The organism is Paractinoplanes hotanensis (assembly GCF_023717965.1).
GTDB lineage: Bacteria > Actinomycetota > Actinomycetes > Mycobacteriales > Micromonosporaceae > Actinoplanes > Actinoplanes polyasparticus.
The window spans coordinates 99,730-111,979 of the sequence record NZ_JAMQOL010000026.1 but is presented as its reverse complement, the minus strand read 5'-3'; the positions used below and the strand labels follow the sequence as shown (position 1 = coordinate 111,979).

Genomic DNA, 12,250 nt, shown 5'->3' with positions numbered 1-12,250 from the left:
CCACAACTCCATGATTAGCGGGCGTTCGTCACGCCGTGCGGTAACGCGGGAAAGCGCCCGCACCGGCGTACCGGGCCGCGCTCTCCAGCTGCTCCTCGATGCGCAGGAGCTGGTTGTACTTCGCGACCCGGTCGGACCGGGCCGGGGCGCCGGTCTTGATCTGGCCGCTGCCGACCGCGACGGCCAGGTCGGCGATCGTGGTGTCCTCGGTCTCGCCCGAACGGTGGCTCATCATCGTCTTGAAGCCGGCCCGGTGGGCCAGGTCGACGGCGTCGAGCGTCTCGGTCAGCGAGCCGATCTGGTTCACCTTGACCAGCACGGCGTTGGCCGCGTTCTCGGCGATGCCCCGGCCGATGCGGGTCGGGTTGGTGACGAACAGGTCGTCGCCCACGATCTGGATCTTGTTGCCGAGCTCGGCCGTCATCGCGCTCCAACCGGCCCAGTCCTCCTCGTCGAGCGGGTCCTCGATCGAGACGATCGGGTACTCGGCGGCGAGCTTGGCGTAGTAGGCGATCATCTCGTCGGTCGACTTCGGGCTGCCCTCGAAGACGTACGCGCCGTCCTTGTGGAACTCGGTCGCCGCCACGTCCATGGCCAGCACGATGTCGCTGCCCAGGGTGAAGCCGGCGGCCTGCACGGCCTCGGCGATCAGGTCGAGGGCCGACGCGTTGGACGGCAGGCTCGGCGCGAAGCCACCCTCGTCGCCCAGGCCCGTCGAGAGGCCCTTCTTCTTCAGCACCGACTTGAGCGCGTGGTAGACCTCGGCGCCGGTGCGCAGGGCCTCGCGGAAGGTCGGGGCGCCGATCGGCGCGATCATGAACTCCTGCACGTCGACGTTCGAGTCGGCGTGGGCGCCACCGTTGAGGATGTTCATCATCGGCACCGGCAGGACGGCCGCGTTGGGGCCGCCCACGTAGCGGAACAGCGGCAGCTCGGCGGAGAGCGCGGCCGCCTTGGCCACGGCCAGCGAGACGCCGAGGATCGCGTTCGCGCCCAGCTCGCTCTTGTCGGCCGTGCCGTCCAGGTCGAGCATCTTCTGGTCGATCAGGCGCTGCTCGCTCGCCTCGTAACCGACGAGCTCGTCGGCGATCTTGTCTTCGACGTTCGAGACGGCATTCTCGACGCCCTTGCCCAGGTAGCGGCCCTTGTCGCCGTCACGCAGCTCGATCGCCTCGAAAGCGCCGGTGGAGGCGCCCGACGGTACCGCGGCGCGGCCGACCGTGCCGTCGTCGAGCCCGACCTCGACCTCGACGGTCGGGTTGCCCCGGGAGTCGAGAATCTCGCGGGCGACGATTGCTTCAATGGTGGCCATGTGTCGTGTCGCTCCCTCTGTTAAGGCTGCAGTTCACCGACCGCGACCCTGCGGCCGACCACGACACTGAGCGTATCGACCCGCGATGTCGGTCGTACGCGCGGCCGGTGAACTTCTCCTCAAGCCGGGCCGATGGCTGCCGATCTCGGAGTCACTATGAGCACACCCATGCTTCCCGCCGACGGCTCGTACATCGAGCTGACCTCGTACGGCGAAACGTTGCCCGATGTGCGAGTCGTGCAGGCCACGGCCGCGCTGATCACGCTCTCCCTGGCCCTCGACGACCTGCCGGCGGCCGACGCGGAGGTGACGCTGCGCTGGGCGGCGGCGCCGCGCGGCCGGTACGCCGTCGCGGGCAACGTGGCCGCTGTCGACGGCAACCGGGTGCGGGTGACGCTGTCCGGTGAGCCCGCGATCGAGCAGAGCCGCGGCTACGTACGCGGGGGTGGCGGCGAGCCGATCGTGCTGATCCTGCCCGGTCAGGCCGCCGCCGAGGGCACGATCCACGACCTCAGCGAAGGCGCGGTGCGAGCCCACTTCACCGACGTCGAGGTGGCCGCCGGCGATGACATCACTCTGCGTATGCAGGTGGGCGACGAGATCGTCGAGTTCCCGGCCCGCGCGGTCAAGGTGAACTCGGTGCGGCAGCAGATCCCGCGGCGCGGCCCCCTGATCGTCGAACTGGTGGCCGTCTTCACCACGGCGGACGAGCACCAGGCCCGGATCATCCGGCGCTACATCTTCTCGCAGCAACTGAAGGCCCGGGCCGCCGCCCGCGGTAGCTGAAACGGAATCTCGTTTGCTCCGGGTTGCGCCCATGGGCTTAGGTGTCAGGCGTGTCCACCGTTCCACGCCTGACGCTCGCCGGTCTCGCCGTCCTGAGTACGGCGCTGCTCGGCACGTCCGGCTGCGGTGAACTCGACGAGGCCAGCGCCGCCCCGCTGACCAGGGAAAACCTGATCACCGAGACGGCCGGCCAGCTGGCCGCGGGCGCGGCCCTCAGCTACACCGCGAAATACCAGGTGGCGGGCGGCGAGACGGCAACCGTGAGCCGGGCTCAGAAGCCGGCCCGGGCCTCGTACGTCTATCCGGGCGGCCGCCTCATCACGACGACGACGGTCACGATCCGCTGCGCCGGCAATTCCTGTACGTCGACGACGGCCGACCCGGCCGCGGCGGCCGCCCTGGCCGCGGCGCCGCTGATCTCGCCCGAGGCGGTGCAGGCGATGCTGGCGACGGCCGCCCTCGACCCGGGCGTCCAGACCGACCAGCACGACACGACGATCACCGGCCGCCATGCCACCTGCCTGACCCTGCGCCAGGTGCACGGCACGCCGACCCCGACGTTCGACCTGTGCGTGACCAACGAGGGCATCCTGGCCAGCTTCGCCGCCACGATCGACGGCGAGCGCATCGACCAGGCCCTGACCGCCTACTCGGAAACCGTCCCACCCGACGCGTTCCTGGTCCCCACGGGCGCCACCCTGGCCGACGAATCCGCGAACACGAAGTAGCTCCGCCCTCCCCCGGCGGCGGTCGCCTCGCCCCGTGAACCTTCCTTCGCCGGCGCGCGACTGGACAGGGTGAGGAGGGACGCATGAACGAGCTTTTCGACGGCGACCGGTGCGGATGAGTGACGAGCTGATCGTCGTGCGGTGCCAGCTGGGTGAGCGCGATGCCTTCGCCGAGCTGGTCGGGGTCTGGCACGGGCGGGTGGAACGCTACGTCGGCCGCATGCTCGGCCGCGCGGACGACGACGTGGTGCAGGAAGTGTGGCTGGCCGTCGTGAAGGGGCTGCCCCGGCTGCGGCAGCCCGACCGGTTCGGGCCGTGGCTGTTCGCTATCGCCCGGCGGGCCGTGATGAACCGGCTGCGCGACGCCTACGCGAGCCCCGAGCCGCCGCCGGTCGAGGACGGGCCCGACGAGGCCGCGGCCGTCGTCGACCGGGAACTGGTGGCTGTGGCGCTCTCGGCCCTGCCGCCCCGGGAGCGGGAAGTGTTGCTGCTGTTCCACCTGGAGGACCTGTCGCTCGACACGTGCGCCCAGATCTGCGCGGTGCCGGTCGGCACAGTCAAGTCGCGGCTCAACCGGGGCCGCCGGCTGTTGCGGGAAGAATTGCTGCGAAAGGGGTACGAGGGATGACGCCGGAAGACCTGCTCGGCCGGCTCGACGCCCGGCTGTCGTTCCGCAGGCGTATCGCGTACGCCGCCGTGGCCTTCGCCGGCCTGGCCGGCAGCGCCCTGATCGGTGTTCTGTGGGCGACCGAGCCGCACCTGCCGCCGCGCACCCAGGTCGCGTTCGGCGTGCTGGTGGTCATCGGGGCGGCGTGGGCGGTCTTCGGCGGTTGGGCGGTCACGCGCCGGATGCCGCTGTTCGCCCGCGACCGGGTGGTCGCCGGCTGGCTCGGACTGGCCGCATGGACGGTGTTCGCCGTAGGGGCCGCCGTGGTCGCCCCCACCGTGCCCAGCTGGCTGATCGTCATCGTGTGCACGCTCGGCGTGACGGCGGCGGCCAATCTGGCGCTGGCGCTACGGGCCCGAGCCACTCTGCTGCGCCGCCGAGCCGAACTCACCGAATGAGCCCGCCGAACTCCGCCGCGCCCCGGCGGCGCTTCGTGACGTCCGTTCCCGACCCACGCGTCTCCGATTGACAACCGCCCGCCGGCGCCCGCTGTCCACGCCCGGCCGAGTTCGGCGAGCAGGACCCGGCCGCCGGCAGTGCGCGGGCGCCGGCGGTCAGATCAGCGACGCGAGGAGCGGGCGGATCAGACGAGCGCGTTCGCGTTGCCACGGACGCAGAGTGGGATGACCGGGCGGGGCGGGCAACGTGGATCGGTAACACCACATGCCGGCCAGCGCGGCCACGAAACTGGCGGCCTCGTCCGGCAGGCCTGCAAGAATTCTGCTAGCGGATCGCAGGCCGGCCGCGGGCCCTTCACGGTGGCCGGCGCCGACGATATCCGCTGCGAGGCGGGCGCGGTCGAGCCAGGAAGCGCCCGCACACCCGAAGCTCCAGTCGACGAGCACGGCCCGACCCGCGGGGAGGTCCACCATCGCGTTGTCGGCCCGGACATCCTGATGGACCAGCGTCGTGCCGGTCGTCCACTCCGGCCACCCGGCGGCGAGGCCGGCCAGCACCGTGACGTGCCGGCGTTCCCAGTCGTCGAGCAATGCGGGCTCACCGGCGGCCAGACGCTCCCAGCCGTCGAGGTCAGTGATCAGCTGCCCGATCGGCGGCACCACAGCCGGAGCGCGCAACGAGGCGACCACCTCGCAAGCCGCATTCACCAGACGAACCCCGTCATCACTCCACGGCGGCCCGGCCGGAACCCCTTCGGCAACGGACATCACCAACGCGCACCAACCGCCGACCTCGACCGAGCCCACCAGAACCGGCGCCGGAGCCTCCGCCGGCAGCGCCGCCAAGGCAACGGCCTCCCGCCGATAAAAGCGGTACGAGGGTTCACTGGCCGTCCGCGACACGGCCTTGACGAAGACCCGCCGCCCATCGTCCAGCAAGAGAACCGCAGCCGGCCCAGGCGACATCCCACCGTGCACGTCCAGGCTGCCGACCACCGGCGCCCCGCAGACCCGCCTCACACCCACCGCCACCGCCGCAGGCACAACTCGCCACGAAGGCCGTTCCGCGAACAATGCGCATCCCTTCGAAGCCGCCCGAACTCCCACGTCGGGCCGGCTACGGCCCCGGCCGTCCCAGCGCAAGAAAGCCGCGGTTTTGAACAGCAAGCCGCCTGGGTCAGACGCCGAGGAGGGTGCGAAGGTGGCGCGGCGGTGGGGAGCCATGGGCGAGCATGGCGTCGTGCCAGGCCTTCGGGGTAGCGCCGAACGGCCGGGCGGCGGCGATGGCGGCGACTTCGGTGTAGCCGACGAAATACGTGGAGAGCTGGGTAGAGGTCAGCAGGGCGCGGCGCCACTTGCCGGCGGCCTCGCCCTTTTCCTGGAAGCCAGGGCCGGTCATCAGAGCCATGGCCTCGTGCTCTTCCATCTCTTCGCAGTGGACCAGCTGGTCGATGATGGCGTTGATGCTCATGCGCAGCTGCATCTTGAGCTGCTGGAGGCGTACGGGAAGGCCACCGAAACCGAGGTCGGCCATCGCCTCTTCGGCGTAGACGGCCCAGCCCTCGACGAACGGGCCGGACCAGCCCAGCGCGCGCACGCGGGTCGCGGCGCGGAAGCGGCGGCTGTGGGCGAGCTGGAGGAAGTGGCCGGGCATCGCCTCGTGAACGGTGAGGTCGCGGAGCATGTGGTCGTTGTATTCGCGGTAGAACGACTCGACAACTTCGGGCGACCAGTCGGACGGGGTGGGCGCGATGCAGTAGAACGTGGGCAGCTCGGCCGTCTCGAGCGGGCCCGGCGGGTCGCAGTAGGCGACGGCGACGCCGCGGGCGAACTCGGGCATCTCTTCGATGAGGCACGGGTCGTCGAGCAGGGTTACCAGGTCGTGCTTGCCGACGAAGCCGGTCGCCTCGTCCATGGTGGCCCGGGCCAGGGCGACGATGGTGTCGTTGGTGGGGTGTTGCGCGCCCAGGGTGTCGAGCGCGCGGCGGACCGTCTCGTCGGTGGCGGGGCCGCCGGTCAGCTCGGCGGCGGCCGCGCGCAGGCGCTCGCCGACGCTTTCGAGGTTGGCCCGGGCCCGGGAAAGCACCTCGGCCGCGGGGAGTTCGGTGTCGAGCGTGTGCCAGAGACGGGCCTCCCACAGGCGGCGGCCCAGGCGCGGGTCGCGGCCGGGCTCGCCGCTGTCGACCAGGGCGCGCAGCCAGCCGTCGAACTCGGTGAGCGCGGCGAGGGCGGCGGCCGACGCGGGCTCGACCCGGGCGCGCAGGCCGGGCGCCTGGTCGAGCAGGGCGGGCAGCTCGTCGCGGATCAGCGCGGCCGTGCCCGCGAACTGGCCGATCGCCGTCTCGGCGTGGATGCGGGGAACGTCGCGCAGCTGGGCCCGGGCGGTGGCGAGCGCGTCAGGGATGGCCGCGAGACGGCCGGCGAGACTGGTCAGGCGTTCGTCGACGGGGGCGAACGGGCGGGCCATCAACGCGTGCAGCAGCGGGCCGGGGTTGTGGTCGAGCGGGTTCCACTCGTGTTCGCGCACGTCGCTCAGCTCGAACAGGCCACGCTCGGCGAGGGCGCTGAGGATGGCGTGGTCGACCTGGTCTTCGGGCGGCAGCGCGTCGGCGTCGACGCCGGACAGCGCATCGGTCGCGTCGCGCAGCATGGCCAGGCGGACCTGGGTCGCGCCGGGCGACAGGTCGGGCAGGCGGTCGTCGAACCGGTGGTCACCGGTGTAGGTGGCCAGCCCGGGCGAGCTCTCGAGGATGGCGTCGACGATGCTCTCGGCGAGGGGTACGAACTCCGGCATGCCGTGAAAGTTACTCGTCCGGTCCGACATTTTTCGGCTCCGCCGCTCGCACGTCCTCCGCGTACTTCAGTGCCGCGCGACGGAGTTCCTGCTCGGCATCGCCGCCCTCGGCCACGATGCGGAGCAGGCGGGACCCGAGATCGGCGCCGGTGGGCAGCGGCACGTCGAGACCGGCTCGATGCGTACGCTGAAGGATCTTGGCTGCCAGGGCCAGGGCGGGCTGGCTCAGGGCGATGCCGTCGAGCGCCGAGTCGCGGGATTTCTCGGCCTTCTTGATGCGGTCCCAGTTCTCGGTGATCTCTTCGAGCCCGGTCACCTCGGCGCCCGCGTAGACGTGCGGGTTGCGGCGCACCATCTTGTCGACCAGCCCGCCGGCCACGTCGTCGATGGTCCACGCCTCGTCCTCGGGCAGTTCCTCGGCCAGCCGCGAGTGCAGCACGATCTGCAGCAGCACGTCGCCCAGCTCCTCGCGCAGCGCGCCGGTGTCGCCGGCCTCGATCGCGTCGTACGCCTCGTAGCTCTCCTCGAGCAGGTAGGGCGCGAGGCTGCGGTGGCTCTGTGCCCGCTTCCACGGGTCGCCGCCGGGCGAGACCAGCTGGTCCATCACCGCGACCGCGTCGAGCAGGCGGGCTCCCGGCGGGTCCCACGAGCCGTACATCAGCTCGAGCTCGGCCAGGCCGGGCTCGCGGGCCAGCCGCAGGCCGAGGCTGCGGGCGAAGCCCTCGTCGCCGGCCGGCCCGGCCAGCCAGACGACCGCCTCGCCGCTGCGAGCCAGCTCGGCCAGCAGCAGCTCGGGGTCGCTCTCGATGACCGTGACCGGCACGCCGCTGCGGCGGAGCGCTTCGGCCTGTTCGGAATCGCCGGCGGCGAAGACCGGGTACGCCCGCAGGGCGTCCCAGGCGGCGGCGGTGAGCAGGCCCGCGGGCAGGCGCGGCGACGTGACGAGCAGAACGATCCGAGCGGTCATGGTCGCAACTCTGCCAGCCCGTGAGCCACCGCCTCCCCCGCCCACCCAAGGGTGAGAGAAGGTGGCAGCACGCTATCGCCTGTCAAGCGGACGCGAGCGGGTTGTCCACAGGCAGTGGCTATGAGACGTCGGTCACCGGGTTGCCGTCGGGGGTGGCGCCCAGGGGCACGCTCACCAGCGGCTTGAGGGCGCCGTTCTGGGTCTGGAACTCGAGGACCGGGATGGTGAGCGGCTGGTAGCGCGGGTTCACCGTGATCTTCATGGCGTCGGTGGTCTCGGCCACCTCGGCCCGGACGGCCGCGGCCGTCTTCACCAGGGCCAGGTTCTCGGCCGGCAGCTGCGTCTTGAACTGATCGAACGTCGTGCCGGCGGGCACCTCTTGGGCCGAGACGAGCACGTCGAACACCTCGCGCAGGTCGTCGTCGGTCACGTCGGACGCGGCCGCCTGCACCTTGGTGCGCAGCGCCCGGATCAGCGCGTCGGACTCGGCGTAGAGCCGCACGTATTCCGCGTCCTGCGGGAGCCGCAGCTGGGTCGCGTAGTCGCCGAGCGGCAGTTCGGCCGGCGCCGCCACGGATTCGCGCTGGGCCACCTCGGTCAGCACGTTGTTGCTGACGAGCGTGCGCACGACGTCGGCCCGGGTGATCGACAGGGTCGCGGGCGGCGCGCTGGCCTCGGCCTCGGCGTTGGCCGTCTGCACTGCGGCGAACGCGTCGTCCCAGACCTCCTGCACCCGCTTCTCGGTGATCCGGGTGTCGTCGCCGACGTAGGCGGCCACGGACGGCTCGGACCGGCAGGCGGTGAGCCCGCTCAGCCCGAGGGACGCAACGACGGCGATGGATGCGAGTCGGCGAGCACGGTGCATGGCATTGACTCTCTCACGTCGGGTATGAGCGAGATCACGCGACCCCGGCGGAAGCCGGCGCCGGGACCTCGCCCAGAACATCTTTGAGGAGCTGGGCGCACCACTCGAGCAGGGCCTGGTCGCGCAGCGGTTCGCCGCCCACCCGGCGGGTGCTGGGCCGGGGCACGCTGACCTGGTCGGTGGCGTGCTTGTAGACCGAGTCGGGGTGGTAGCGCTTGAGCCGCAGCTGCTTCGAGTCGGGCAGCGGCACCGGGCTGAACCGGATGTGCTTGCCCTGCATCGACACGTCGGTGAGGCCGTACGCCCGGGCCACCTGGCGGAAGCGGGCGACCGCGATGAGGTTGGCGACCTGGGCCGGGGGCTCGCCGTAGCGGTCGGTCATCTCGGCCACGACCTCGTCGAGCTTCGCGTTGTCGCGGGCCTCGGCGAGCTTGCGGTACATCTCGAGGCGCAGGCGCTCGACCGAGATGTAGTCGACCGGCAGGTGCGCGTCGACCGGCAGATCGATCTTGACCTCGGGCTCCTCCTCGGGGCGCTCGCCCTTGAACGCCTGCACGGCCTCGCCGACCATGCGCACGTACAGGTCGAAGCCGACGCCCTCGATGTGGCCGGACTGCTCGCCGCCGAGCAGGTTGCCGGCGCCGCGGATCTCGAGGTCCTTCATCGCCACGTACATGCCGGCGCCGAGCTCGGTGTGCTGCGCGATGGTGGCCAGCCGCTCGTGGGCCTGCTCGGTGAGCGGCTTCTCGCGCGGGTACAGGAAGTAGGCGTACGCCCGCTCGCGGCCGCGGCCGACCCGGCCCCGGATCTGGTGCAGCTGGGCCAGGCCGAGCAGGTCGGCCCGCTCGACGATCAGCGTGTTCGCGTTCGGGATGTCGATGCCCGACTCGACGATGGTGGTGCAGACGAGGACGTCGTACTCCTTCTCCCAGAAGCCGACCATCACCTTCTCCAGCTGTTCCTCGCTCATCTGGCCGTGCGCCACCGCGACCCGGGCCTCGGGCACCAGCTCGCGCAGCTTGCGGGCCGCCTTGTCGATCGACTCGACCCGGTTGTGCAGATAGAACACCTGGCCGTCGCGCAGCAGCTCGCGGTGGATGGCCGCGGCCACCTGCTTGTCGTCCTGGGCGCCGACGAAGGTGAGCACCGGGTGCCGTTCCTCGGGCGGGGTGGCGATGGTGGACATCTCGCGGATGCCGGTGATCGCCATCTCGAGCGTCCGCGGGATCGGCGTGGCCGACATGGTCAGCACGTCGACCGAGGCGCGCAGGGCCTTGAGCTGTTCCTTGTGCTCGACCCCGAAGCGCTGCTCCTCGTCGACGATGATCAGGCCGACGTTCTTGAACTTGGTCGAGTTGGACAAAAGGCGGTGGGTGCCGATCACGATGTCGGCCGTGCCGTCGGCCGCCTGCTCGAGGGTCTGCTTGGCCTCGGACGGGGTCTGGAAGCGGGACAGCTGCTTGATCGTGATGGGGAACTGGCCCATCCGGTCGGTGAACGTGTTGAAGTGCTGCTGGGCCAGCAGCGTGGTCGGCACCAGCACGGCGACCTGCTTGCCGTCCTGCACCGCCTTGAACGCGGCCCGGACGGCGATCTCGGTCTTGCCGTAGCCGACGTCGCCACAGATCAGCCTGTCCATCGGGACGGACAGCTCCATGTCGTGCTTGACCTCGGAGATCGCCGACAGCTGGTCGGGCGTCTCCTGGTAGGGGAACGCGTCCTCCAGTTCGCGCTGCCACGGCGTGTCGGGGCCGAACGAGTGGCCCTTGGACGCCTGCCTGGCCGCGTAGAGCTGGATGAGCTGGGCCGCGATCTCGCGCACGGCCTTGCGGGCGCGGGCCTTGCTCTTCTGCCAGTCGGCGCCGCCCATCTTGTGCAGCGCGGGCGACTCGCCGCCGACGTAGCGGGACAGCTGGTCGAGCTGGTCGGTGGGCACATAGAGCCGGTCGCCGGGCTGGCCCCGCTTGGACGCGGCGTACTCGAGCACGATGTATTCGCGGTCGGCGCCGTTGACTGTGCGCTGCACCAGCTCGACATAGCGGCCGATGCCGTGCTGCTCGTGCACCACGAAGTCGCCCGGCTTGAGCTCGAGCGGGTCGATGGTGTTGCGCCGCCGGGACGGCATCTTGCGCATGTCCTTCGTGGACGCGCCGCGACCGCCGGTGATGTCGTTGCCGGTGATGACGGCGAGCCGCGAACCGGCGTCGATGAAGCCGTGGTTGAGCCCGCCGCAGGTGACCAGCAACTGGCCGGACTCGGGGGCGGACTCGATGGAATCAGCCGGGGTGACGCCGAGGCCTGCGTCGCGCAGCACCTCGGTGGCCCGCTGGGCGGTGCCGTGGCCCTCGAAGACCAGCGCGATGGCCCACCCGGCGGCGGCCCAGTCGTGCAGATCGGCCGCGAGCTTGGCGGTGTCGCCGTGATAGAGCGGCACGGGCTGGGCGGCCAGGGCCACCGCGTCGCCGGCATCCGGGCTCACTTCGACGGACGGCGACTCGAGCCAGGGTTGATCGTCTTCCGGCGAGGGGGAGGATTCCGCGAGGCCGAACGGCGAGATCGTCCACCACGGCTGCTTCAGGGTGGCGGCGTGCGAGCGTACGTCAGCCAGGGTCTTGAAGGCGGCGGCGCCCACGTCGATCGGCGCCTGACCACCGACGGCCGCGGCCGCCCACGACGCCTCGAGGAACTCGTCGGAGGTGCGGGTGAGGTCGTGGGCCCGGGTGCGGATGCGCTCGGGGTCGCAGAGGAGCACGTGGGTGCCGGCCGGCATGGTGTCGATCAGCAACTCCATGCTGTCGGTGCCGTCGAGCAGCGCGGGCGCCAGCGATTCCATGCCCTCGACCGGAATGCCCTCGGCCAGCTTGTCGAGGATCTCCCCGATCTCGGGGTGCTCGGCGGCCAGTTCGGCGGCACGGCGGCGCACGGCGGGGGTCAGCAACAGCTCGCGACAGGGCGGCGCCCACAGAGCGGGAACCGGGTCGATCGTGCGCTGGTCGGCGACGGCGAAGGTGCGGATCTCTTCGACCTCGTCACCCCAGAACTCGACCCGGGACGGGTGCTCGTCGGTGGGCGGGAAGACATCGAGGATGCCGCCGCGCACGGCGAACTCGCCGCGCTTGGTGACCAGGTCGACCCGGGCGTACGCCATGTCGGTGAGCCGCCGCGCGATCTCTTCCAGTTCCGCCGAGCCGCCGGTCGTCAGCTCGACCGGTTCGAGGTCGCCGAGACCCTTGAGCTGCGGCTGCAGGAGCGATCGGACGGGTGCCACGACCACCTGGACCGGCTCGGAGCCGGGGTGGGCCAGCCGGCGCAGCACCGCCAGGCGACGGCCGACCGTGTCGGAGCGCGGCGACAGGCGCTCGTGGGGCAGCGTTTCCCACGAGGGGAAGACGGCCACCCGGGACGGGCTGATCAGGCAGCCCAGCGCGTCGGCCAGGTCGTCGGCCTCGCGGCTGGTGGCGGTGACCGCGAGCACCGGCTTGCCGGCGCCGCCGAAGTCGGACGCGCCGGCCACAGCGGCCACGACGAAGGGGCGCAGCGAGGCGGGCGCGGTGAGGTCGAGCGCGTCGGACTCGGCGAAACTCTGGCGCGCCAGATCGCGGGCCCGCGCGAGACCACGGTCGCGAAGAGCGGCGGGGATGAGACCGGACAGCTGCATGAACTCAAACACCTCGTACACGTCGAAAAACCCCAAACGCCCTGAGGGGGCGGGGGTGCGTCGTCGAGTTTAGTC

General features: G+C 71.3%; 10 protein-coding genes. 4 read left to right on the top strand and 6 right to left on the bottom strand.

Annotation, left to right across the window (positions count from 1 at the left end; genetic code table 11):
• Positions 1-28 precede the first annotated feature (28 nt).
• Positions 29-1,312, bottom strand: coding sequence for a phosphopyruvate hydratase (gene eno / locus LXN57_RS20410; protein WP_221376729.1), 1,284 nt, complete (start codon positions 1,310-1,312; stop codon positions 29-31).
• A 156-nt stretch (positions 1,313-1,468) separates the two neighbouring features.
• Here eno and LXN57_RS20405 point away from each other — a divergent pair, with 156 nt between their 5' ends.
• The 4 genes from LXN57_RS20405 to LXN57_RS20390 all read left to right on the top strand — a co-directional run bounded on the left by LXN57_RS20405 (position 1,469) and on the right by LXN57_RS20390 (position 3,891).
• The gene (locus LXN57_RS20405; protein ID WP_251799753.1) at positions 1,469-2,098 is read left to right on the top strand and encodes a PilZ domain-containing protein; all 630 of its coding nucleotides are present in this window, start codon (positions 1,469-1,471) and stop codon (positions 2,096-2,098) included.
• A 50-nt stretch (positions 2,099-2,148) separates the two neighbouring features.
• Entirely contained in the window at positions 2,149-2,826 is a 678-nt protein-coding gene (locus tag LXN57_RS20400) for a hypothetical protein (protein ID WP_251799752.1), read from the top strand.
• Between the two features lie 115 nt (positions 2,827-2,941).
• Positions 2,942-3,454: an RNA polymerase sigma factor gene (locus LXN57_RS20395; RefSeq protein ID WP_251799751.1), complete on the top strand. Its 513-nt coding sequence runs from the start codon at positions 2,942-2,944 to the stop codon at positions 3,452-3,454.
• Entirely contained in the window at positions 3,451-3,891 is a 441-nt protein-coding gene (locus LXN57_RS20390; RefSeq protein WP_251799750.1) for a hypothetical protein, read from the top strand. Before LXN57_RS20395 ends, LXN57_RS20390 begins: the two co-directional genes overlap by 4 nt.
• A 156-nt stretch (positions 3,892-4,047) precedes the next feature.
• Here the strand turns inward: LXN57_RS20390 and LXN57_RS20385 are convergent, their stop codons facing one another.
• From LXN57_RS20385 to mfd, 5 genes are all read right to left on the bottom strand, one after another.
• Positions 4,048-4,857, bottom strand: coding sequence for a phosphotransferase family protein (locus tag LXN57_RS20385; RefSeq protein WP_251799775.1), 810 nt, complete (start codon positions 4,855-4,857; stop codon positions 4,048-4,050).
• A gap of 211 nt (positions 4,858-5,068) precedes the next feature.
• Entirely contained in the window at positions 5,069-6,685 is a 1,617-nt protein-coding gene (locus tag LXN57_RS20380; protein WP_251799749.1) for a DUF885 domain-containing protein, read from the bottom strand.
• Between the two features lie 10 nt (positions 6,686-6,695).
• A complete protein-coding gene (locus LXN57_RS20375) occupies positions 6,696-7,652 on the bottom strand; it encodes a nucleoside triphosphate pyrophosphohydrolase (protein WP_251799748.1) in 957 nt (318 codons plus the stop codon).
• Between the two features lie 118 nt (positions 7,653-7,770).
• Positions 7,771-8,517: a hypothetical protein gene (locus tag LXN57_RS20370; RefSeq protein ID WP_251799747.1), complete on the bottom strand. Its 747-nt coding sequence runs from the start codon at positions 8,515-8,517 to the stop codon at positions 7,771-7,773.
• A gap of 34 nt (positions 8,518-8,551) precedes the next feature.
• The gene (gene mfd / locus LXN57_RS20365) at positions 8,552-12,175 is read right to left on the bottom strand and encodes a transcription-repair coupling factor (protein WP_251799774.1); all 3,624 of its coding nucleotides are present in this window, start codon (positions 12,173-12,175) and stop codon (positions 8,552-8,554) included.
• Positions 12,176-12,250 lie beyond the last annotated feature (75 nt).